The sequence below is a fragment of the Dellaglioa sp. CoH-57-MRSF-17 genome, assembly GCF_056782015.1.
In genome coordinates, this window is the sequence record NZ_JBXAXY010000006.1 from 24,401 (window position 1) to 49,562 (window position 25,162).

At 34.0% G+C, this 25,162-nt stretch carries 23 protein-coding genes; 1 reads left to right on the forward strand and 22 read right to left on the reverse strand.

What is annotated here, in order from left to right:
* Nucleotide 1 precedes the first annotated feature (1 nt).
* Complete coding sequence (gene racE / locus AC1RPJ_RS06525; protein ID WP_481761830.1) at nt 2-811, reverse strand: glutamate racemase; 810 nt, start codon at nt 809-811, stop codon at nt 2-4.
* A 161-nt stretch (nt 812-972) separates the two neighbouring features.
* On the opposite strand from racE, the gene AC1RPJ_RS06530 reads away from it, so the two are divergent.
* A complete protein-coding gene (locus AC1RPJ_RS06530) occupies nt 973-1,461 on the forward strand; it encodes a YslB family protein (RefSeq protein ID WP_481761831.1) in 489 nt (162 codons plus the stop codon).
* Between the two features lie 55 nt (nt 1,462-1,516).
* Here AC1RPJ_RS06530 and trxA read toward each other — a convergent pair whose 3' ends face one another.
* The 21 genes from trxA to mutS form a co-directional block, all read right to left on the reverse strand.
* The gene (gene trxA / locus AC1RPJ_RS06535) at nt 1,517-1,828 is read right to left on the reverse strand and encodes a thioredoxin (protein ID WP_409022776.1); all 312 of its coding nucleotides are present in this window, start codon (nt 1,826-1,828) and stop codon (nt 1,517-1,519) included.
* An 85-nt stretch (nt 1,829-1,913) separates the two neighbouring features.
* A complete protein-coding gene (locus AC1RPJ_RS06540) occupies nt 1,914-4,271 on the reverse strand; it encodes an endonuclease MutS2 (protein WP_481761832.1) in 2,358 nt (785 codons plus the stop codon).
* 19 nt (nt 4,272-4,290) lie between these two features.
* Nucleotides 4,291-4,818, reverse strand: a complete 528-nt coding sequence (locus tag AC1RPJ_RS06545) for a CvpA family protein (protein WP_481761833.1) — start codon at nt 4,816-4,818, stop codon at nt 4,291-4,293.
* A 4-nt stretch (nt 4,819-4,822) separates the two neighbouring features.
* The gene (gene zapA / locus AC1RPJ_RS06550) at nt 4,823-5,077 is read right to left on the reverse strand and encodes a cell division protein ZapA (protein WP_481761834.1); all 255 of its coding nucleotides are present in this window, start codon (nt 5,075-5,077) and stop codon (nt 4,823-4,825) included.
* Between the two features lie 145 nt (nt 5,078-5,222).
* Nucleotides 5,223-5,516, reverse strand: a complete 294-nt coding sequence (locus AC1RPJ_RS06555) for a DUF1292 domain-containing protein (RefSeq protein ID WP_409022780.1) — start codon at nt 5,514-5,516, stop codon at nt 5,223-5,225.
* Between the two features lie 14 nt (nt 5,517-5,530).
* On the reverse strand, nt 5,531-5,965 hold the full coding sequence (gene ruvX / locus AC1RPJ_RS06560) for a Holliday junction resolvase RuvX (protein ID WP_409021430.1): 435 nt from the start codon (nt 5,963-5,965) through the stop codon (nt 5,531-5,533).
* A gap of 8 nt (nt 5,966-5,973) precedes the next feature.
* Nucleotides 5,974-6,234 (reverse strand): IreB family regulatory phosphoprotein, encoded by a 261-nt coding sequence (locus tag AC1RPJ_RS06565; RefSeq protein WP_481761835.1) that lies wholly within the window; start codon nt 6,232-6,234, stop codon nt 5,974-5,976.
* Between the two features lie 147 nt (nt 6,235-6,381).
* Nucleotides 6,382-9,039 carry an alanine--tRNA ligase gene (gene alaS, locus AC1RPJ_RS06570; protein ID WP_481761836.1) on the reverse strand — a complete coding sequence of 886 codons (2,658 nt, stop codon included), beginning with the start codon at nt 9,037-9,039 and terminating at the stop codon, nt 6,382-6,384.
* Nucleotides 9,040-9,314: 275 nt separating this feature from the next.
* Complete coding sequence (locus AC1RPJ_RS06575; protein ID WP_409021433.1) at nt 9,315-10,640, reverse strand: DEAD/DEAH box helicase; 1,326 nt, start codon at nt 10,638-10,640, stop codon at nt 9,315-9,317.
* Between the two features lies 1 nt (nt 10,641).
* Nucleotides 10,642-11,595, reverse strand: coding sequence for a DHH family phosphoesterase (locus tag AC1RPJ_RS06580; RefSeq protein WP_481761837.1), 954 nt, complete (start codon nt 11,593-11,595; stop codon nt 10,642-10,644).
* A 15-nt stretch (nt 11,596-11,610) separates the two neighbouring features.
* Nucleotides 11,611-12,291, reverse strand: a complete 681-nt coding sequence (locus AC1RPJ_RS06585; RefSeq protein WP_481761838.1) for a metal-dependent hydrolase — start codon at nt 12,289-12,291, stop codon at nt 11,611-11,613.
* Between the two features lie 57 nt (nt 12,292-12,348).
* Entirely contained in the window at nt 12,349-13,491 is a 1,143-nt protein-coding gene (gene dinB, locus AC1RPJ_RS06590) for a DNA polymerase IV (RefSeq protein ID WP_481761839.1), read from the reverse strand.
* Nucleotides 13,492-13,628: 137 nt separating this feature from the next.
* Entirely contained in the window at nt 13,629-14,339 is a 711-nt protein-coding gene (locus tag AC1RPJ_RS06595) for a B3/B4 domain-containing protein (protein ID WP_481761840.1), read from the reverse strand.
* 147 nt (nt 14,340-14,486) lie between these two features.
* Complete coding sequence (gene zwf, locus AC1RPJ_RS06600; protein ID WP_481761841.1) at nt 14,487-15,974, reverse strand: glucose-6-phosphate dehydrogenase; 1,488 nt, start codon at nt 15,972-15,974, stop codon at nt 14,487-14,489.
* 164 nt (nt 15,975-16,138) lie between these two features.
* Entirely contained in the window at nt 16,139-16,501 is a 363-nt protein-coding gene (yajC, locus tag AC1RPJ_RS06605) for a preprotein translocase subunit YajC (protein WP_409021441.1), read from the reverse strand.
* Nucleotides 16,502-16,584: 83 nt separating this feature from the next.
* On the reverse strand, nt 16,585-17,730 hold the full coding sequence (gene tgt, locus AC1RPJ_RS06610; protein WP_481761842.1) for a tRNA guanosine(34) transglycosylase Tgt: 1,146 nt from the start codon (nt 17,728-17,730) through the stop codon (nt 16,585-16,587).
* 15 nt (nt 17,731-17,745) lie between these two features.
* Nucleotides 17,746-18,786 (reverse strand): tRNA preQ1(34) S-adenosylmethionine ribosyltransferase-isomerase QueA, encoded by a 1,041-nt coding sequence (gene queA / locus AC1RPJ_RS06615; protein WP_481761843.1) that lies wholly within the window; start codon nt 18,784-18,786, stop codon nt 17,746-17,748.
* Nucleotides 18,787-18,803: 17 nt separating this feature from the next.
* The gene (gene ruvB, locus AC1RPJ_RS06620) at nt 18,804-19,820 is read right to left on the reverse strand and encodes a Holliday junction branch migration DNA helicase RuvB (RefSeq protein ID WP_409021443.1); all 1,017 of its coding nucleotides are present in this window, start codon (nt 19,818-19,820) and stop codon (nt 18,804-18,806) included.
* Between the two features lie 15 nt (nt 19,821-19,835).
* Nucleotides 19,836-20,450 (reverse strand): Holliday junction branch migration protein RuvA, encoded by a 615-nt coding sequence (ruvA, locus tag AC1RPJ_RS06625; RefSeq protein WP_481761844.1) that lies wholly within the window; start codon nt 20,448-20,450, stop codon nt 19,836-19,838.
* 136 nt (nt 20,451-20,586) lie between these two features.
* A complete protein-coding gene (mutL, locus tag AC1RPJ_RS06630; protein WP_481761845.1) occupies nt 20,587-22,560 on the reverse strand; it encodes a DNA mismatch repair endonuclease MutL in 1,974 nt (657 codons plus the stop codon).
* Between the two features lie 16 nt (nt 22,561-22,576).
* Entirely contained in the window at nt 22,577-25,156 is a 2,580-nt protein-coding gene (mutS, locus tag AC1RPJ_RS06635; RefSeq protein ID WP_481761846.1) for a DNA mismatch repair protein MutS, read from the reverse strand.
* Between the last annotated feature and the right edge of the window lie 6 nt (nt 25,157-25,162).

Consider the following 25,162-nt stretch of genomic DNA (forward strand, 5'->3'; position numbering starts at 1 on the left):
GTTAGTCTCCCTGTCCTAAATGAATTGTTTTAGAATTTATATTTTCTAATCCTAACCAACCTGATGCAATTTCGTTAAAATCATTCGCATCACCCGTCGTAAAAAATTCATGTTCAATTTTTGCTTCACTTTTAGCCGCAATATTAAAATAATCTAAGATAGTTGAAACATCGTTAACTGTTTCAGCTCCTGAATCAATCAACGTTACTTTATCACCAACCGCATTTTGAATAAAAGGTCTGAGTAATGGATAGTGAGTACAGCCCATGACTAGTGTATCAATGTTTTTATCATCAAAAAAAGCTAACGTTTCATTAACAACTCGTTCAGCGATTTCTGATTCGTATTGATCACTCTCGACAATTGGGACGAACTTTGGACAAGGTAAGCTCGTCACAAATAAATTAGGATTTTTTTCATGTAACGTATTACTATATGCGCTACTTTTAATCGTACCTTCCGTCCCAATAACGCCTACTCTTTGGTTTTTAGATGACTTAATTGCCGCTCTACTTCCTGGTTTTATAACACCAATCACTGGGATTGCTAATTTTTCTCGTAAATCATCCAAGGCAGCAGCCGTTGCTGTATTACAAGCAATCACTAACATTTTTATCCCTTTACTTAACAAAAAAGATGTCATATCCCAAGTGAATTCTAAAACTTGTTCTGAGGGCCGAGGTCCATATGGCATTCTAGCTGTATCACCTAAATAGTATATTTTTTCGTTTGGTAATTGTTTAAGTGCTTCTTTTACAACTGTTAATCCACCAACACCTGAATCAATAAATCCAATTGCTTGATTATTCATTTTCTAACCTCTTTTTCGATTACTTATCAATCTTAATTATGACTTGTCTTTACTCAAAATTCAAGTCTAGTCATTTAACATTAATTTATGAAAAATCAATATCATCTAATCTTAAATAACGGTATAATACTTGTATATTATATATCCAGAGGGAGATCCATATGAAACCAAATTTGATTGAAAATTTATTATCAGCTGACAACAATGATACATTCGCATATGAACTTATTCGCGATAGTTTAATACCAGAAGTAATTGGTACGGATACAACAATTTTATACTGGGTTGGTAAAAAAATGGCCCGTAATGCTAACCTCGCTAATATTGCAGACCTTATTACCTTTTTTGAAAAGGCAAATTGGGGTACTCTTGAAGTGGTTAAAGAAAAAAAAGACAAGCAAACTTGGTTACTATCTGGTAATATTGTTACCTTCAGACAGAATCAGATTAAGTCTGCTGATTTTAACCTAGAAGCTGGGTTTATTGCTGAAACTATCCAAATTCAAAGTGGTTTCACATCAGAAACAATAATTGAAAATCAAAATAATAAATCCGGTGTTTCAATTATTGTTCAAACTGATTTAAAAGATCCTAATATGACAGAACCAACTGACCAATTTCACTTCAAAGTACCAACTGAAACTGAATAATTATCGAATAGATAATTAAAAAGAGCTGACTTTAAAAGTCAGCTCTTTTTAATTACTAAATATATTGTGCTAAAACTTCTTTAACCTGATCTTTTGAATGATAACCGACGATTGTATCAACAACTTCGCCATCTTTTTTAATCATTAAAGTTGGAATACTCATGATACCAAAAGATTGTGCTGTTGCTGGATTTTGATCAATATCCATTTTAGAAAATTTTACTTTATCGCCCATTTCTTGTTCTAAATCTTCAATAGCTGGCGATTGCATACGACAAGGACCACACCATGTTGCCCAAAAATCTGTCAATGTTACACCTGAATCTGTTACTTTTTCAAATTCTTTATCTGTAATTGCTTGTACCATTTGAATTCCCCCTTTTATTATTTATGTGACCATCATATCAAAGAAAATAATACCACGCCACATTTTTGCTTACAAAAAGTAAACGTTACTTGAATTCTACGATAGTTGCGCCATTTCCACCAGCATTGGGTGCTGCAAATTCAAATGACTTAACATGACGATTTGATTTCAAATAATCTGTTATTCCAGTTCTTAAGGCTCCAGTCCCTTTACCATGAACAATAGTAACAGAAGCATATCCAGCAAGTAAAACAGAATCAATATACTGATCAACTTGGCTCATTGCATCATCATAGCGCTGTCCACGAAGATCAAGCGATGTTGAAACGCTTGTTGAAGCCGCATTTTTAAAAATGGTTCTATCCTTTTTATCATTCTCGATATGAACTTTTTGAAGGTCGTTTTCATTAATTTTCATTTTTAGAATACCAAGTTGAACTTCCCACTCTGTCTTACTCATTTTTTTAACTAAAACACCTTGTTGACCATAAGTTTTAACTAAGACATCGTCGTTCACATGGAATTCTTGTTTATTTTTAGCTCGTTGTAGGACCTTATTTTTCTTCAAAGCATTTGTTGGTTGATGCATTTGTGATAATTGTGATTTTGCATCAATTAATTCATGTTCTTTAACAGCTTGTCCTTGAAGCATCTGCATTTGGCGAATTTCTTTTATTATTTTATCTGCATTTATTTCTGCTTCTGCCACGATTTCATTAGCTTTTCCCTTAGCCTTATCCGTCATTGACTCTCTTTGCGCAACAAACTCGGCATACTGTTTAGCTAGGTCATCATGTAATTTCGTTGAATCTTCTAGTTGTGCTTTTAATGCCAGTGTCTCATCTTCTGCCTTTTTTCGCTTACTCATTAAGTCAGAAATCATTTCATTCAAATCTTGGCTATCTTGATTGGTCAAGTTTTGCGCTTGATCAACAACATTTGACGCTAACCCAATTTTACGAGAAATATCAAACGCATTACTACGACCAGGTATTCCAATTAATAATCGATAAGTTGGTTGTAACGTTTCACTATCAAATTCCATACTAGCATTAATTGTTCCAGCACGATTAAACCCATACGCTTTTAATTCGGGATAATGTGTTGTAGCAACTGTATAACTACCTTTTTCTCCAACAGCATCAAGAATTGCAATCGCCAAAGCTGCACCTTCTTGTGGATCCGTTCCAGCTCCTAATTCATCAAATAAAACTAATGAATGTTCGTTAATATTAGCTAAAATAGAAACGATATTAGTCATATGAGCAGAAAATGTACTTAAGCTCTGTTCAATCGATTGTTCATCCCCAATATCTGCAAAGATATCTTCAAAAATACCAATACGACTACCTTCATTTGTTGGAATATTTAAACCTGATTGTCCCATCATCTGAATTAAGCCTAATGTTTTTAACGTAATTGTTTTACCACCGGTATTAGGTCCCGTAACAACAATTGCTTGATAATCTTTTCCTAACATAATATCGTTAGCAACTACTTTTTTACTATCCAATAAAGGATGACGTGCTTGTCTTAAAAAAATGTCATTTTCAACACTAATTGCTGGTTCAGTTGCTTTAATTGAGCTTGCATATTGTGCCTTTGCATTAACAAAATCGAAATGTCCTAAAATATAAGCATTTTCTAAAATTTCTGCTGTAAAAGGTGCAACTAATTCAGATAACTCTGCCAAAATACGACGTTCTTCATCTGCTTGAGCAAGTTGCTGTTCGCGTAAATGATTATTCATCTCGACAATTGCTTGCGGTTCAATAAATAAGGTCTGTCCTGTTGCACTTTGGTCATGAACAGCGCCACCAAATTGACCACGATATTCTGCCTTAACAGGGATAACGTAACGTTCATTTCTAATTGTAATTAATGTTTCACTTAAATATTTAGCACTTTTACCACGCGTAAATTCTTGTAGTTTAGCTCTAATGGCACTTTCCGAGCGTAAAATATTTTGTCGAATATTATGCAATACTGGTGAAGCCTCATCAGTAATGTGACCATCATTTTCAATTGACTGATTCAACCTACGATTAATTTCAGGTAGATTTTCAAGCTTTTCTATCCATTCAAATAATCTCGTTAATTCAATTTCAGAATCTGCTAAATCTTTAAAAAATAATTTAACCTCATTAGTCGTTCGTAGTACACGACCAACAGCAGATAGCTCTTTACCATTCAAAGAAGCTCCCATATCTAACCGTTTCATATGTGGCTTAACGTTGACTAATTGTGGTAAAGGAATGCCACCGCGGAGTCGCAATATCTTCACAGCATCTTGTGTTTCGTCTAAATCCTTTTGGATTTTTTCGAGATTAGTCATCGGCTCTAATGCCTTAACTTCTTCTTGTCCAGATTCAGTAGATATAAATGTTTGAATTTGTTGTTTAACTTTTTGATATTCTAATGTCTTTAATCCTTTTTCGTTCATACTTTAATTCTCCTAACATTTAATCTGTAGATGATGTATTTGTAATGAACATCTTTTTAGCTATTGTTGGCGTATCTGTTAGTATTTTTTGAGCAACCGTCGATTCTAAAACAGCTTCATTAACTTTTTGATTAGGCCAAGCCGACAAAATAATTAACCCAATAAAAATAAAAACAAACATCAGTATAACCGATAGAACCCCACCAATTAGTGAATTCACCTGATGAATAACTGGTAATTTTGTAACAGAATTTATTACTCTAATAATACCTCTAATGAGTATACCGCCAACCACAAATAAAGCCGCAAATACAATCATCGAATAAAAGTTAGTCTGAAGATGGTTCGTAATAGATGTCTTATCAGTTTCCATAATTTTAGGGAAACGTTCTCCCAACCAAATAGTAACAGGATTTGTTAAAACTTTAGCAAATAAATAGATAGCGATAAATCCTACAATTCTCAAAAGCGTTAATACTAATCCTTTTCTATAACCGTTAAAAAATGACACAATTAATAAAAAGATAACAATTAAAGAAACTGTCATAATATTACTCCTTTACTTGTGTTTCACCATTAATTTCATTTAATTTTTCTTGTAATTTAATTTGATCTGAAACTGCGTTGATAGCTACTAATATCGCTACTTGTTCATCATCTATTTCAGGTAGCATGTCCTTCACTGATTGAAATTCATTTTTCACCAATGTTGCTACGGCGTCCATGTGTGTGTCTGATTCTGATCCAATAATTGTATACACTTTTTTACCGATTTTAGTCTTATATCTATTCTTTTGATTTTCCAATGAACACCCTCCTTACATTTAATCATTTAAAAATAATTTTACCACGAATTGATCAAAAGAGATATGTGTATCATAGTCCATAATATATAATTTAAAACAAAATAAAAAAGTTAAACCAATTTGGCTCAACTTTTTAAATAATCTTCTATTGCATACTTTCATCTGAAAGGAAGGTATTCAATACTTCTTCTACCATATCCCATTCATCATCGTCTTCGATTGGTTCTAAATCACTTTCAGTTGCTTCACCATTCTCATTAGGACTAAATGAGTAAGCTTGAATTTCAACCTCTTCATCAGCTTCTGAGCCAAGTGGATAAAGCATAATATATGATTTATTGTAATCATCAGATTCAAAGGTAAACAGAACTTCAAAAAGTGTTTCATTACCGTTATCATCTACTAATGTAATCTGTTGGTTTTCTTCTTCATTATTCATATTGTGACCTCACTTTATTCTTTAGTTAATTTGCCTTTACCATCTAAATAATTCTGTAAAATTAGGCTTGCAGCAAGTTTATCAATAACTTTTTTTCTTTTTTTTCTTGATGTATCGGCCTGTTCAACAAGCATACGTTCTGCCTCAACAGTTGTCAACCGTTCATCTTGAAAATCAATTGGCAAGCCAAAAGTTTCAACTAATAACTCGCCGTACTTTTGCGCAGCTTCAGCACGAGGGCCTAATGAGTTGTTCATATTTTTGGGTAAGCCGAGTACAAAGCCAGTTACTTCATACTCTGTAACCAATTCTTTGACACGTTCAATACCAAAGTCACTTCTGTCTTCATTAATACGAATAATTTCAACGCCTTGGGCAGTCCATCCTAATAAATCGCTCATTGAAACGCCGACCGTTCTTGAACCAATATCCAAGCCCATTAATCTCATTTAATTTCCTACTTTTCTTCTGTATTTAAGTAATTTTTAACTAACTCTTCAACAATTTCATCGCGTTCATATTTTCTAATTAAATTACGTGCGTCATTAAATCTAGGAATATAAGCAGGATCGCCCGATAACAAATAGCCAACAATCTGGTTAATAGGGTTGTACCCTTTTTCTTCTAATGATTGGTAAACAGTTACCAATGTATCGTGGACATCTTTTTTATTATTTTCGTCAAAATTAAAGAACATTGTTTTATCTAATGAACTCATAACGTGGCACCCCCATCAATTTATTAACCTAGCTCTATTCTACTAAAAAAAGGACCATTCGACAATCAAAACAAGCTGATGTAATCAAGCCGTAATATAATAAAGAGTATTTATCTATTTATTATTAGATAAATACTCCTTTAATTATTATTTGGTTTGATTATTTAACCAATTTGCTGCTTCTTTGATTGCATCAGCTAAACCTGCTGGATTTTTACCACCTGCTTGAGCTAAGTCTGGTCGGCCACCGCCACCACCGCCAACAAGTGGCGCAATCGTCTTAATTAAATCGCCCGCTTTTAATCCTGATTTAATGCCATCAGCACTAACTGCCGTAATTAAATTAACTTTACCGTCATCACTTGTTGTTCCAATAGCCAAAACATCTGATAATTCTTGGGTTTTCCATTGGTCAGCCAATTGACGTAATTGAGACATCCCTGAAACTGAAACTTTTGCTGCAATTAACGTTTTACCATTAATTTCTTGTTTATTTTTGAAAACATCCCCAGCTTGTTGGCTAGCAATTTTATCTTCAAATGCTTGAATTTGTTGTTCACTTACTTTTAATGCACTTTGTAATTGTTCAATTTTATTTGAAACTTCTACGACTTTATTTACTTTTACTTGTTGTGCTACTGTTTCTAAGAGTTCGTTACGTCCGTTTAAGAAATCAAAAGCTTCTTTAGAAGTTACTGCTTCAATACGACGAACGCCGGCACCAACACCTGATTCAGAAATAATTTTAAATAAGCCGATTTCACTCGTATTTGAAACGTGCGTACCACCACAGAATTCAATTGAATAATCGCCAATTTTCACAACCCGCACAATTTTTCCATATTTTTCTGAGAATAAAGCAATGGCACCCATATTTTTAGCAGAATCAATATCTGTTTCAACAGTTTCAACAGCTAACTCAGCCCAAATCTTATCGTTAACAATCTTTTCAACTTGTTTTAACTGTTTCTCTGAAACGGAACCAATATTTGTAAAATCAAACCGTAGATAAGTGGGTTCGACTAATGACCCAGCTTGATGTGTATGTTCGCCCAGAACATCTCGCAATGCTTGATCAAGTAAATGTGTCGCCGTATGATTTTTTTCAACTTTTTTATGGAAATCTTGATTAATTTCTAGTGTCACTAATTGGTCTTTTTTCATTGCTGCAAGAACTTTAATGGCGTGTAAATTTTGTCCATTAGGTGCATGTTGAACTTCTTCAACTTCAGCAATAACATTGCCTTCTGTATCTTTGATAGTTCCTTTATCAGCAACTTGTCCACCCATTTCAGCGTAAAATGGTGTTTTTGAAAAAATAACTTGAGCGTTATCACCTGGTTTTATGTTATCTACTAACTCGTTATCCACAATTAAATCAACCACTTTGGCGTCATCCACATTAGCTTGTGTATAACCAACATATTCACTAATTGTTTTAATATCTGTTAACATCCCATTTTGAACACCCATTGATTTAGCATTACTACGTGCAGCACGAGCACGATCCTTCTGCTGTTGCATTTCAGCGTTAAACCCTACTTGATCTACAGATAATCCTTCATCTTCGGCATATTCTTTCGTTAATTCAAATGGAAAACCATAAGTATCGTACAATTTAAAGACACCAGCACCAGTTAGCTCTACTTTATTTTCTTTTTTAGTCGTTAAAATAAGATTATTTAATAACTGTAATCCATCTTTTAATGTTTCATTAAATCGTTCTTCTTCAGAACGAACAATTTTAGAAATATACTCTGATTGTTCTAAAACTTCCGGATAATAATCCTTCATAATATTACCAACAACAGGTACAAGTTGCGTTAAAAATGATCCTTCTATCCCTAATTTTTGTCCATGCATCACTGCACGACGAATTAATCGACGAATAACATAGCCACGTCCTTCATTAGAAGGTAAAGCGCCATCACCAATGGCAAATGAAATTGCACGCGCATGATCTGCAATAACCTTAAATGAAATATCATCTTGGGCATTATCATCATATTTTTTATTATTACTCATTTTTTCAGTTGCATCAATTAAGGGTAAGAATAAATCTGTTTCAAAATTAGTTTTTGCATTTTGGAAAATCGAAACAACACGTTCTAAACCCATCCCCGTATCAATATTTTGATGAGGTAGTGGTTCATAGTTATTTTCAGGTGTGTGATTAAATTCAGAGAACACGATATTCCAAACTTCTAGATAACGTTCATTTTCGCCACCAGGATAATTTTCGTCATCATCCTCAGCTAAGTTATTAAAACTTTGTCCACGATCATAAAAAATTTCTGTATCAGGTCCACTAGGTCCTTGTCCAATATCCCAAAAGTTATCTTCTACTTCTACTAGATGATCCTTTGGTAACTTAACTTCTTCTAACCAGATACGTTTTGCTTCCAAATCTTTTGGGTAAACAGTAACGTATAGTTTTTCAGCATCAAATGCGAACCATTTTTCACTTGTTAATAATTCCCAAGCCCAATTAATTGCTTCTGGTTTAAAATAATCCCCAATTGAGAAATTACCCAACATTTCGAATAACGTATGATGACGTGCTGTCTTACCAACATTCTCGATATCATTCGTACGAATACTTTTTTGGGCATTCGTAATTCTAGGATTTTCTGGTACAACTGATCCATCAAAATATTTTTTTAAAGTTGCAACACCGGAATTAATCCACAGTAATGTGGGATCATCCACAGGTAGTAATGAGGCACTAGGTTCAATTGTATGGCCTTTTTCTTTAAAGAAATCTAAATACATTTGGCGTATTTCAGTACTTGTCATTTTTTTCATAAGTGTGACTTCCCTTCTATTTTTAAGCAAAAAACACCGCTGCGAGTAAGGACGCTTATAGCGCGGTACCACCTTACTTGCAACGATGTTTTAGTCGTTTACCTCTTAAACTCGATAACGTTGAGTGGACGTCATTCTATTAATACTTAACACAAGGCAGCTTTTTTAAATAATCATTTCTCTCAGCAAATGAAATGTTTCTGTTAGGCTATTTAAATTTATCCCTGTTTCTAATAAAAATTATATTGAAATCGACTCAAATTGTCAAATTAAGCTTACGACTCTTTACGATTTTGTTTTCTGTTAACGCGACGATCCATTTGATCTTTACGTTTAATTGCTTTTTGAATCTTTTTCTTATATCCAGGTTTACGTTTTTTCTTCTCTTTTTTAACCATTCCTTTGATTACTGGAGCTAAAGGATCTTTGGTTTGTTTACGATTTTCACGGCGATTACGATCATAAGAATCAACGATTTCACCTTTTTTAATATCTTTAGGTGCAAATTTAATCCCCATTGCTTCTAACTCAGCAATTTTATTTTCTTCATTTGGTTCATATAACGTCATCGCAATACCACTCAAACCGTTACGACCAGTACGTCCAACACGATGAATGAAGAATTCTAAATCATTTGGAATATCATCATTGATGACATGTGAAACACCCTCAATATCAATTCCACGCGCTGCCAAATCAGTTGCGACAACATATTGAAAATCTAAATTTTGAACTTCTTTCATGACACGTTTTCGTTCACGAGCTGGCACATCACCATGAATTTTAGCAACTTTTAAATTCTTACCACGTAAATACTCAACAATTTCATCAACACGTGTTTTTGTATTTGCAAAAATAAGTGCGATATATGGTTGTCCCATCGTAATTAATTGATAAATAACTTCATTACGATCATGACCCTTCGTTGGAATAATCCAGTTTTCAATCGTATCACTAATAACTGATTTAGCTGCAATTTCTTCAACTACTGGGTTCTTCATGTATTTCTTTAAAAATGGTTGTAATTTTTGTGGAATAGTTGCTGAAAACACCATCATTTGAAGATCAGAAGGTAATGCAGATGCAATTTGATCAGTTTCTTTCAAAAACCCTAAATCAAGTGTCATATCTGCTTCATCTACAACTAAAGTTGATGCATTATGAATATCTAAAGCGTTACTGCTCATTAAATCAGCAATACGTCCAGGTGTCCCAATGACAATTTGTGGTTGTCTTCTACTTAATTTATCGATTTGACGCTGTTTATCTGTCCCACCAACATAATTTTGAATATGAATAGGTTCGGGACTAAATTCTGCCAATTGCTTAGCAGCTTCATAAATTTGGTAAGCAAGTTCACGACTTGGTGTCGTAATAACTGCTTGAACCGTATTATTTGAAGGATCAAGTTGATTAAAGATTGGTAATAGGAAAGTATGTGTTTTACCACTACCCGTTTGTGATTGACCTACAACGCTTTTACCCTTTAAAACAACTGGTATTAAGCGTTGTTGAACTTCTGTTGGTACATTAAAATGAATTGCTTCAATCGCTTTTAAAAGATACGATTTCAATCCAAAATTTTTAAAATTTTCTGGCATTTTATTCTCCCGTATATGTCTTAGCTAAATCATCAAGTGATTTAACTATTTCTTCGTACTCTGCTTGGTCTTTAGCTCTTGCACCACTGGCCATGGGATGTCCACCACCATCATGCTCTTTTGCTAACTGATTGATTACAGGACCTTTTGATCGTAATCGAACGCGATAGCTACCATCCTTTTGCTGCACAAAAATTGCCCAACATTGAACTTCAATAATTTTACCTGGTAAAGGTACAATTTGAGATGAACCAGCATCGCCCAACTCTATTGAATCTAGATAGTCATGTGTCAATATGACATATGCTGCTTTATGTTCTGTAATAACTAAATTATCATATACATATCCTGATAACTTAGCGACACCTGCGGTAATATTGTCCATTTTTTGGTTTATTTTAGTAGTTGAAAAATGATAAGTCATTAATTCAGCAACCACTTGCATCGTATGTGCAGTTGTTGCTGAATACATGAATCGACCTGTATCGCCAACAATTCCGGCGTATAACATCCTAGCCGCATCATCAGTAACTACAAGTTCTCCACCAACGCCATCAACTAAATCCATAACTAATTCAGAACTACTTGATGCATTTGTTTTCACCCAAACTAAATCACCATAAACGTCTTCATTGGGATGATGATCCAATTTAATTAGGTAGGCACCACTTGTATATCGATCATCTTCAACTCTTGGACGATTAGCCGTATCAATCACGATGACGAGTGCATTATTATACGTCTCATCAGAAATTTCATCTTGGTCACTAATCCATACTAATCCAGCTGAGGGCGCACCAACTTGATAAACCTTTTTGTCAGGAAAACTAGCACGAATAATTGCTGCTAACCCCGATTGAGATCCAATTGCATCAGGGTCTGGACTTTGATGACGATGAATAATAATCGTATCAAATTGTTTAATTTTTTTTAAAATTTCTAACTCAATTTTCACTTAAATGACTCCTTCTTAGAACTCAAATGGAATATCAATCTCGGGAATAATCCCCACACCATCATTCAATAATTGAACAAATTCAACTGGATTTTGTTCAATTTTGGTAAACGTATTGTAATGAATTGGAACAACCTTTTTTGCCTGTACAAATTCAGCTGCAATTGCAGCATCTTCTAAACCCATTGTATAAGTATCACCAATCGGTAAAAATGCTAAATCAACAGGTTCCATATGATTAACTAACTTCATATCTGAAAATAAAGCCGTATCTCCTGCATGATACAAGACTTTCCCATCAATATGCAATTCAAACCCTGCAGCTACACCTAATGTTCTCGCTGTACCATCAATTACCAAGGCAGCAGTATGCCACGCGGGAATAAGTTTTACTGAACCGAAAGGTAATTTAAGCTGACCACCAAAATTTAAAGGCTCAACAATTAAACCCTCATCTTCAAAATAATTAGCTAGTTCATTGATTGTAACGACTTTAGCCCCTGATTTTTTTGCTAACTCAATTGTATCACCCACATGATCGTAGTGTGCATGCGTCACTAAAATATAATCTGGATTTAATTCGTCAATAGTCGTTTTAACTAACGGATTATCTTTAATGAATGGATCAATTAAGATCGTCAACTTATCGTCAGTAACAATTTGAATACTAGATTGTCCAAGCCATGTAATTTTCATGTTTAGTCTTCTTTCGTTTCCAAAGTTGCTCTTAAGTATAACGGTTATTGAGGCCAATTACAAAGGCTGTTTTGTGTCTTTTTTCCCAAATAATGGTAGTTTCATATTTTCAAAACCAATTGGTGCTAAATTTGTCATCGTTAATCCAAGTAACCTAATTCCCTTTTCTGCACCCAATATATCGTCAAAAATCTGTCGTCCATAAAAATAAATAGTTGCTGCATCATTACGAATAAATTCTTCCAATGTTAATCTTTTTGTTAGCGTCGTAAAATCCTGATAGCGAACTTTAATGACTAACGTTTTCCCATGTTTTTGTTGTTTACTCAACGTTTCTGAAACTAAATGTGCAATATACCTAAGTTGTGTTTCAACTTCATCCGTTGTCATCAATAACTTCCCGTATGTTCGCTCGCTACCAATCGATTTTCTCTCTCTTTGCCACTCGACTGGACGATCATCAACACCTCGTACTCGTTTATATAAGAAGTACCCTAATTTACCAAATTGTTGAATTAATTCAACTTCAGATTTTTCTAATAATTCTTTTCCAGTAAGGATACCTTGATTAATCATTTTTGGTTCTGTTTTTTTTCCAACGCCTCTAAATTTACCAATTGGCAATTCAGATAAAAAAGGAATGACATCTTCTGGCAGAATTAATGTCATTCCAGCTGGTTTATTGTAATCGGACGCTAGTTTTGCTAAAAATTTATTATAAGAAACACCCGTTGAACAGGTTAAATGTAATTTTTGATAGATTTCTCTTTGAATCATGTGCGCTGCTTGAATAGCACTTTTAATTTCTTTTTTATTCTGTGTAATATCAAGATAGGCTTCATCAAATGCAATTGGCTCAATCATTTCTGTATATTCATGAAATATTTCATGAAGCTGTCTTGAAACTTCTTTATATAGTGTGAAATCAGGCGATTTAAAAATAGCTTTAGGACAAATTTCATAAGCTTCTTGGGCTGCCATAGCAGAATGGATACCTAATTTTCTTGCCTCATAATTTGCTGTAGCAACAACACCACGACCACCATTTTTTCTAGGATCCTGGGCAATAACTAATGGTTGTCCAATAAATTCAGGATGTTCACGCTCTTCAATTGACGCATAAAAAGCATCCATATCGACATGGATAATTTTTCTTTTTAATAAATTATCGTCTATTGTAATACCATTTAATTCAGCCATTAGTCCCACATCCTTTTCATGCAATTTTACACGAACGCACGTTCCTTTTCAAATTAATTGCTCTTTATTGTCCATTAAGATATAAAAATACCTCATTATCGTTAAACTTATGTTTAACAATTATGAGGTACTTCATATTATTCACCTATAACAGAATTATCCTTATTTAATTTAAAAATTTTACCTTCTACATTAAGATTATCTTTAATAGACTTTTGTAATTGTAACATTGCCTCATCAATAATTTCATTCTGTTCTTTATTGACAGATTCCATTACCATAACAGCATTTTTTGTATCATCTGTTAACATTGTTCTTTTACCATCTCGCCAATTTAAGCATCTGCAAACTGCTCCATCATCATCATAATATAAAACTTCACCAAGCAGAGCTGGTTCATTTTTATCATCACCTAAAGGATAAAAAGCTTCTCCACCTTTAGCAACACCTAAATGAAGATCTCCTTTGATAGCATCTGTATCTTCACCACCAACAGGTACACCATACTCTAATGAAATACTATTGTACAGGTCAACAAGCGGATTTATTGAACCCACACCTTTACCCTGATCAACTCGTTTAAGTAAAGCTTCAATTGATGAACGAGCACCTTTTTTCTTCTTAAAATTTTGGTATGCTTCACGCCAATTAGCCACGACTAAATTGTCTTTGAATGATTCATTTGTTAAATATTTTTGAGCTTTATCCCCAGCTTGTTCAAGCATGTTATCATAAAAATCGGTTTGATTTTCTTTAGGATGATTATCTATATCTTTTAAAAGCATAATATTAATTTGTGCATCTGGAAAGATGTTCCAAAAATCTTCATCTATAATAATTTTATTCATCATTACTCTCCTTATAAATTTATACTTTTATAATCGCTTTCGTACTATAATACTTCTGATATTTTGTCTATTAAAATAATATTTCCCTAAATAATTAAAATTATCATGCAAGAGTTACTTCAATTAATACCGAAGGATTAACGTTTTTTACTTTTTAGGATCGTATATCCAGTAATTACCATCATCCGTTAATAATTTATCTGAAGCCGTTGGACCCATCGATCCACTTAAATAGTTAGGGAATAACGTTTTATCATCATTATCGTTATGCCATGTCTCTAAAATCACATCGGCTACATTCCATGCCTTAGCAACTTCATTCCAATGAGCAAAATTAATTGCATTTCCATCTAACGCATCCAAAATTAACTTTTCGTATGCTTCTGGTGTTTTAGCTTTTGTTTCAGGTGAATTAACATAATCTAAATTCGTTTTATTCGTGTTAAAGCCTTGCCCAATTTCTTTAGTATTAATCGTCAATCTAAATCGTTCATCAGGTTCAACTGTAATTGTTAATACATCTTTACCTAAATGTTCATGTTCAGCACTTGTTCCAAAAATATTTTTTTCAACATTTTTAAAAACAATATTGATTTCAGTATTTTTCTCGACAAGACGTTTACCACTGCGAACATAAACTGGCACACCAGCCCAACGATCATTGTCAATCATTAAACGACCAGCAATAAATGTTTCAATCATTGAATCAGGTGAAATCTGTTTTTCCTCACGATAAGCCTTTTCGGTTCCTGCCTCATTTGCACCATATTGTCCACGAACAAAGTTTTTATTAACTTCATCAGGTTTTAAGATACGGATTGCTTTTAAAGCCTTTAATTTTTCTTTACGAATTTCTGATGCAACAAATTCTTTTGGCATGTCCATTGTTAATAATGAAACAACTTGCATAATGTGATTTTGGAACATATCACGCATAGCGCCACTCGTTTCATAGTACCCGCCACGTTCTTCAACACCTAATGACTCACTCAACGTTAATTGAATATTATCTATATACTTATTATTCCACAATGTTTGCGTAATAATATTACCAAAACGAATTGCTGGAATATTTTGAATCATTTCCTTACCTAGGTAATGATCAATTCTAAATATTTGATCTTCATCAAAAGTATTTGTAATTTCATCATTTAACTTTTTAGCACTTTCAAAATTGCGTCCAAAAGGTTTTTCAATAATTAAACGGTTGAATCCATTTTTAGTTACTAACTTTTGTGACCCTAAATGAGTCGCAATCGTACCAAAAAATTGAGGTGACATTGCTAAGTAGAACATACGGTTACCTTCAATTTGGTATTTTTCATCAAGTTTATCTGCTAATTTTTTTAAAGTTATATAATGTGCAACATCAGTCACATCATGTGATTGATAATAAAAATGTGATACGAAATCAGCAATTTTATTAGCATCATCGCTAACATTAACTAAAGATTCAGTAACAACGTTTTGATAAAAATCATCTGTCCAAGGACGTCTTGCAGTCCCAATTACAGCAAAGTTGGCATCTAAAAATCCTTTTTCAAATAGTTTGAAAAGAGATGGATACAATTTTCGCTTTGCTAAATCTCCGGTTCCACCAAAGATAATAAATAAGGCCTTTTGTTGAGTTTCCATTATTCCACACCACTCTCATTTTTGAGGTTTCAGTCCTCTTTATTAGTAAAATCAATAGTATAAGTTTACATTTTATTAGTAAAATAAACAAGAAAGTTGGTCTTAAACTAGACAATAAAAAAAGTATTAACTCTGATTAGCACAAAGTTAATACTTGAAAATAATTATTTTTCGTCAGAAGAGAATTTATCTTCTTCAGTTTTTGTTTCAATAACTGCATCAGTAGTTGTTTCTTCCTTAACTGCAGCTGCAGGTTCTACTTTAACTGCGGCAGGAAGGACACGTGCGATTGCTGAGCGTTCAAATGTTAAGAAAATACCGTCACAATCAAGTGTAACAGTTTTTGCCTCTTCATCAAAACTATCAATAACGCCGTGTAAACGACCAATAGTTACTACTGCATCCCCAGGTTTTAATTGGTTCATCATATCTTGTTGTTTTTGTTGTTGTTTTTTTTGTGGACGAATCATCATGAAATACATCAAGACGAATAAAGCCACAATCATTAAAATACTACTATATTGCATTAATAAGTCACCTCTATTTCTTTTTTCTTACTACACAAGGGTATCAAACTTATTGACTGAACACCACAGTTATTCAAAAAAATTTAAAAATTCTTAGGATTTTTATCATAAAATCCATATTGTTCAAAAAATGCTTCACGAAATTCTAATAAGTTGTCATCCATAATAGCTTGACGAACATCAGCCATTAAATGTGTTAAAAAATACAAATTATGATAACTAGTTAAACGAATACCAAATGTTTCATCTGCTTTAATCAGATGACGTAAATAAGCACGCGTATAATTCTTACATGTATAACAATCACAGTTTTCATCTAATGGTCTAAAGTCTCGTTCATATTTCGCATTTTTTACAACAACACGGCCCATTGAAGTCATTGTTGTCCCATTTCTAGCAATACGTGTTGGTAACACGCAATCAAACATATCAATTCCACGTAACACCCCATCAATCAAGGCGTCAGCTGAACCAACACCCATTAGATACCGTGGCTTGTCTTCTGGTAACAATGGCGTTGTGAAATCTAAAACGCGGTTCATTTCAGCTTTTGATTCCCCTACCGATAACCCACCTATTGAATAACCAGGAAAGTCCATTGAAACTAAATCACGCGCACTTCGTTCTCTCAAATTTCGATGACCGCCACCTTGAACAATTCCAAATAAAGCCTGTTCTTTCGGATTCAAATGAGCTTCAAGTCCTCTTTCAGCCCAGCGGCTTGTCCGATCAACTGATTTGCTAATATAGTCATAACTTTCAGAAAATGGTGGACATTCATCAAAACTCATCATAATATCCGCACCTAAAGCATTTTCTATGTGGATCGCTTTTTCTGGTGATAAGAATAATTTTTCTCCATTTAGATGACTTCTAAATTTGACGCCTTCCTCAGTAATATCACGCATCTTTGCTAATGAAAATACTTGAAAGCCACCCGAATCAGTCAAAATACCTTTATCCCAATTCATAAATTTATGTAACCCACCAGCTTCTTGTACGACATCTTCACCGGGGCGTAACCATAAATGATAGGTGTTTGATAAGATAATATTAGCACCAAGTTCGTCTAATTCTTCAGGTGCCATTGATTTAACAGATGCTAGTGTACCTACGGGCATAAACATTGGCGTTGGGAAAGTTCCGTGAGGTGTAATAATTTCACCAAGTCTGGCACCTGTCCGTTTGTCTTTTTTGATTAACCGATACTTAATTGCGGGCTCTACCATTATTAATTCTCCATCCTATTTAATATACATTGCATCGCCGAAGCTAAAGAATCGATATTTAGAATCAACTGCATGTTTATATGCGTTTAAAATATTTTCTCTTCCTGTAAATGCTGCAACCAACATTACTAATGTTGATTTTGGTAAATGAAAATTAGTTATAAATCCTTCAACAACCTTAAATTCATATCCTGGTTTAATGAAAATTTCCGTCCAACCACTGTCAGCTTGAATAGCGCCCTTAAATTTTGAGCCAATTGTTTCAAGTGTCCGAATTGTAGTTGTTCCTGTCGCAATAATTTTACCACCTGATTTACGAACATCATTTAATTGTTGAGCTGCATCCTCAGTTAAACGATAAAATTCACTATGCATTTTATGGTCTGCAATATTCGTTTCACTAACAGGTCTAAATGTCCCTAATCCAACATGTAGCGTTAAATAAACAAGATGAACACCTTTAGCTTCAATCTTTTCTAATAATTCATTTGTAAAATGTAAACCAGCTGTAGGTGCTGCTGCCGATCCAACTTCCTTTGAATAAACCGTTTGGTACATTTCTTGATCTTCAAGCGTTTCTTTAATATAAGGAGGTAGCGGCATTTCGCCAAGTTCATTCAGAATTTCCATAAATATACCCTCATATTCAAAACGAATCATGCGGCCACCATGTTCTAGCTCTTCAATGATCGTTGCCGTTAAGCGGCCATCACCAAAACTAATCACAGAACCAACCTTCATTTTTTTAGCAGGTTTTACTAATGTTTCCCAGTTATCACCATCAGTATTGTTCAATAGCAACACTTCGATGTGGCCACCAGTATCAGGTCTAATTCCATGAATTCTAGCAGGCATCACCCGCGAATCGTTCATTACAAGAGCGTCCCCAGCATTTAATTGGTCAATTACATTATAGAAATAATCATCCTTGATTTTACCTGTCTCATGATCCAAGATTAACATCCGAGATGCATCACGTTCTTCTAAGGGTGTTTGCGCAATTAATTCTTGAGGCAATTCATAATCGAAATCTTCAGTACTTAGTTGTTTAGTCAAAATATCGTCATCCTTCTCTATTTATTCTCGTTAAAGTCATAAGGTCGATTCAAATGTTCATAAGCTTCCATTGTTGCAACTCGCCCTCTTGGTGTGCGTTTTATAAAGCCAATTTGCATTAAATAAGGTTCAACCATTTCAGCAATGGTCTCTGTTTCTTCCCCTATATTGGCTGCTAACGTACTCAAACCAACTGGACCACCTTGATAGAAATCAATCATAGTCTCTAAAAGTTTGCGATCTGTCTCATCTAATCCACGGTTATCCACGGCAAGTAGATTTAACGCATGATCAGCCGTTGCTTGGTTAATTTCACTTTGGTCAGAAACTTCTGCAAAATCACGAACTCTTTTTAATAGGCGATTCGCAATTCGTGGTGTTCCACGTGAGCGTCGAGCTAACTCATGAGCGCCACTTTCTTCAATTTTTGTATTGAAAATATCTGCTGATCGAATGACAATTTCTTGCAAATCAGATTGATTATAATAGGCCATATGTTCAACAATCCCAAATCGATCTCGTAACGGTGCTGATAGAAGGCCCGCCCGTGTTGTTGCACCAATCAATGTGAATGGAGGTAGTGGAAAATGAACGGGATGTGCTGTTGGGCCTTGGCCAACAACAATATCTACAAAAAAATCTTCCATAGCTGAATACAACATTTCTTCAACCATCTTGGGTAAACGATGAATTTCATCAATAAATAAGACATCCCCAGGTTGTAATTCATTTAAAAGTGCCACAAGATCTCCAGATTTTTCAATTGCTGGTCCACTAGTTGTTTTAATTTGCACTTGCATTTCATTTGCAATAACCATTGCAAGTGTTGTTTTACCTAACCCAGGTGGCCCATACAACAATACATGATCAAGTGCCTCTTCACGTTGTCTAGCAGCTTGGATATACACACTTAATTCATTTTTAACCTTATCTTGACCAATGTATTGTGATAAAAATTGGGGACGAAGTGACTTTTCAATGGATTCTTCCTGATTATCTTCCGGTTCATTCGAAATAATCCGTTGTTCTGTCATTTTATCAACCTCCTTTTATTTTTTCATTAATAATTTTAAGCCTTCTCGTAGATAAGCATCCGTTGAGTCTGCTTCGAATGATTCTAGATTCTTACTAATAGCCTTAATCTCACGTTGAGAATATCCTAAAGCAGATAAAGCTTCAAGACTTTCTTTCATAAATGGTGATGCTTGTGCCGGAATGAAATCAAGCGATTGTTGTCCTGGCATTGTGGTTGCTTGACCTTCAATATCATCTAATTTACCTTTTAAATCAAGCACGATTTGTTGTGCTGTTTTTTTACCAACACCTGGAAATTTAATTAAATAACTAACATCTTCTGTATTAATCGCATTAACTAAACCACGATGATCATCATTGGCTAAAATAGCAAGCGCACTCTTAGGACCGATTCCTGAAACATTCAATAATTTTTCAAATAATTTTTTTTCATCTAAATCGTAAAAACCAAATAACGTCATATCATTTTCACGAATAGCCTGATAAACAAAAATTTTAACAACTTTTTTTGAATCTTCTTGGTACCTAAATGGGTTAGCAACAAAAATTTGATAGCCTATTCCATTAACTTCTAAAACAAGATAAAAAGGTGTTACAGCCGTTATTTGGCCCATAAAATACTCATACATATTATTTTCCCACTTTTCCTAATCTACATGAATCTGCTTTTAATAGTGTACCATAGACCACTTATTTATACAGTTATCGCTTTTCTTACAAAAAAATCAATTATCACCAAATATTTGGCAACAATTGATTCTTAGCCTAACCTTCGTGACCGGTTTGATGTGAATCTTGAATTCGTTTAAAGAAATGTTCCATGTCTTGATTAGAAAAATGAACTAAAACTGGTCGTCCATGTGGACAATTAAATGGATTTTCAACATTTTTTAGCTCACTTATCAATGCCTTAGCTTGTCGATCATCAAGGTGGTGATTTGCTTTGATTGCCCTCTTGCAACTCATCATAATCGCCGCTTTTTCTCTAAATTCAGCAATCACTATTTTCCCATCTGTGAGTAAGTAATCAATCATTTCTCGAATCGTACTTTCTTCTTGCCCTTCTTTAAACCAGGTTGGATGCTGTCTAATAATGAAACTATTTTGTCCAAATGGTTCAAGGATGAGTCCGATTTTTTCCAATATATCGGTATGTTCAGTAATAATTATAGCTTCACTTACTGTATATTCTAGAACAATCGGTACCAATAGATTTTGCAAGTCACTAGAAACGTCACCAATTTGCTTACGATAAAACTCATAATTAATACGTTCTTGTGCAGCATGTTGGTCTAATATATATAACCCGTCTTCCGATTCTGTAAATAAATAGGTTCCATGCATTTGGCCAATATATTTTAAATCAGGAAACCTTTGTTCACTCTTTTTCGTGGTAGCTATTTCTTCATCATTCTCTTTCTGTACATCGCCTGTTTCATCCGGCGTAACAATAGAAAATGGTGCCACATTAATTTCATTAGCATATTGTGTCTCAAATGTGCTAACTCGTTTCGAATCCAATTGTTCAGCAACTTGAATTGAGATTGGTTCAATATTCCTTGATAAATGATTTAAATTTTCGCCAATTGTAATCTTAGGTTCACCACTTGTTACTGCATCCGTTTGTACTGATGAGAATTTAGGCTTAGCTTGATATTTACTTGAGGCTTCATTCAAATCAAATTGTAATTGATCCGTATCTATTTTTTCACGTTTCTTAGAACTTAAATTCTCTAATGCTTCCGGAATTAAATTTTCTTCAGCAATACGTTCATAGATAATCTTTTTTATAAGTTCAGTTAATTCTGGTTCTTTACTCAATCTTACTTCCTGCTTAGTTGGATGAACATTCACATCAACTAGCATGGGATCTAATTGAATATTCAAAATTGTAATCGGATAGCGTCCAACCATTAATTTTGATCCATATCCTTTAATGATTGCTTTATTTAAATTAACATTTTTAACGTAACGTCCATTAATTAAAATAGATATAAACTGTCGGCCAGCACGCGTTAATTCTGGCAGTGATGTATAACCGCTAATCTTAAAATCTAAATCATGACCCTTAAATTCAAGCATTTGGCGTGCACTTTTGACCCCATAGATAGCTGAAATAGTTTGTTTCAGTTGGCCGTTTCCAGTTGTTTTCAAGACTTCTTTACCATCATGTGTTAAAGAAAATGAAATATTTGTATGGCTCATTGCTAATCGGTTCATCATGTCGCTAATAATTGACATTTCAGTTTGCAAAGACTTTACATATTTTAAACGTGCAGGCGTATTGTAAAATAAGTCAGAGACTGTTATTTCTGTTCCTTTACGACTAGCAGATGATTTTTCATCTACTATCTCACCACCGTTAACAGCAATAACAGCCCCAGGTTGCCCTTCAATAGCTGTATTCAAAGTCACTTTAGCAACTGATGCAATACTTGGTAAAGCTTCGCCACGAAATCCTAGCGTACTGATTTTAAATAAATCTTCTCTTGAAGTAATCTTACTTGTGGCATGACGTTTAAAAGCATTCTGCAGTTGGGATGCCTCAATGCCATCTCCATTATCAATGACTTGAATTAATTTAAGCCCAGCTTCCTCAACGACTACATCAACTTGTGTGCCATGCGCATCAATCGCATTTTCAACTAATTCTTTTACAACAGATGCAGGTCTTTCAACTACTTCACCAGCAGCTATTTGATCCGCTAAAATTGTGGGCAGTTCAATTATTTTTGTCATTCATTCACCTTCAGTTCTATCCGTTCAATTTTTCTTGCCAGTCATATAAGACGTTCATAATATCTCTTGGCGTCATGTTCATCAAGTTAAGTGCTTTAAGTTCATCCACAACTGCTAACTGGTCCTTTGACAAGTTTTCGTTAACAAATAAAGATAACTGCGTATCATCTTCATTGATGGTTGTTGGTAATTCTTTTTTACTATCTGATTGTTTATTTTTTAGCTCTAAATCATCTAAAATTAATGTTGCACGGCTTAACAATTCTGCTGGCATTCCCGCCAATTTAGCAACATGAATCCCATAAGATTTATCTGCAGGTCCTTCTTGAATTTTATGTAAGAAAATTAATTCACCATTTTCTTCAATAGCACCTACATGGACATTTTTTAAAGAACTAACGGTTTCTTCAAGTATCGTTAATTCGTGATAATGTGTCGAAAAAAGTGTTTTGGCATGTACATGTTTATCCACATACTCGATAATCGCTTGTGCGAGTGCCATACCATCATAAGTTGCCGTTCCCCTACCAAGTTCATCAAATAAGATTAAACTATTCTCAGTCGCATTTTCTAAGGCTTGATTAGCTTCTTTCATTTCAACCATAAACGTACTTTGACCTGAAATTAAATCATCTGCTGCACCAATCCGAGTAAATATTTGGTCAAATATTGGCATTTTAGCCGCCTCTGCAGGTACGAAACAACCGATTTGAGCCATCACAACCGTTAATGCTAATTGACGCATATACGTACTTTTACCTGACATATTAGGTCCTGTAATCAATAAAATATCAAGTGTTTCAGGCATTCTAACATCATTTGGTATATAGCTTTGTTTTCCCATCACTTTTTCAACTACAGGATGCCAACCAGCTGTGATATCCAATTGATGACCTTCTTTTAATAATTGTGGTTTTACAAAATGTGAGTCTTCACTAACAACCGCGAAACTTTGTAAGACGTCTAACGTGGCAATTCCTTGAGCTAATATCTGTAATCGTTCAATTGATTTTTTAACAATATCTCTAATTTCGACAAACAATTTATATTCTAAATCCATCGCTTTACTCTCAGCACCTAAAATAATACTTTCACGTTCTTTCAGTTCAGGTGTGATATAACGTTCAGCATTAGTCAACGTCTGTTTTCGTTCATAACGGTCTTTTGGAACATTAATAATATTAGATTTTGTCACTTCGATAAAATAACCAAAAACACGGTTAAATCCAATTTTAAGATTTTTAATCCCCGTTAGATTTCTTTCTTTGGCTTCCATTTCAGCTAACCATTGTTTACCATTTTTCATTGCATCTTGATAAATATCTAATTTATCATTATACCCCGGTTTAAATAGGTGACCATCAGTCACTGATAAAGGTGGTTCATCAACAATGGCACGTTCTATTAAATTAGAAATATCATCGACTGGATCTAATTTATTGATAACATCAGAAAAAGTACCATCGTCAATTTCGTCTAAAACATATTTAATTTTAGGAACTTGTTTAAGCGATAATTTAAGTTGAACTAAATCTCGCCCATTTACGCTACCAAAAGCGACACGTCCTGCCAATCTTTCTAAATCATAAACTTTAACTAACTCTTCTTGTAACGTACTTCTTTCAAAATAATGGTTAATCAATAAATCAACCTTATTTTGACGGTCTAAAATTTCAGCATAGTTAATAAGCGGTCTATCAATCCACTGTTTAAGTAAACGACCACCCATAGCTGTTTTTGTGTCATCTAATAACCACAATAAAGTACCTTGCTTCTTGCCCGTTCGAATATTTTGCATTAATTCTAAATTATATTTTGAATAATGATCCATTTTCAAGAAAAAATCAGGCTCATAATGAACTGCTTTTTGTAAATGATCTAAACTTCGTTTTTGCGTAACTGAAAGATACGTTAACAAGTCAGTTACAACCGAGATTTCTAGTGAATCTGTTAAATCTTGAATCGCATAACTTGATTCAGCATGATTTTCAACAATTTCTTGTTTAGAAAGCATAATATTTAATTTTTCTAATGTTTCGATTGTTTCATCAGACAAACTATCATTAATCACAATTTCTTTAGTTCTCAAACTCATTATTTCATTAATTAAATTATCTAAATTATCTAAGCGACTCGTTTTTAATTCACCTGTTGATAAATCAACATAAGCAAATCCAAAACTATTGTTGTCTTCTATAATAGCTGTTAAATAATTATTTTCTTTAGACTCCTTCGCACCGTTATCCATCGTTGTTCCTGGTGTTACTAGCTGAATAACTTCACGTTTAACCATACCTTGAGCTAATTTAGGATCTTCAACTTGTTCACATATTGCGACTTTGTATCCTTTTTCAACTAAAATATCGATATAATTTTGAGCAGCATGATGCGGTACGCCACACATTGGAATAGGATCATCAGCTTTTTTATTACGTGTTGTTAACGTTAATTCGAGTAATTGCGACCCTTTAACAGCATCATCATAAAATAGTTCATAAAAATCACCAAGACGATAAAACAAAAAAGCATCAGGATACTGTGCTTTAATGTCAAAATATTGTATCATCATTGGCGTTAGTTTTGTTTTTTGCGGCATAGTCGA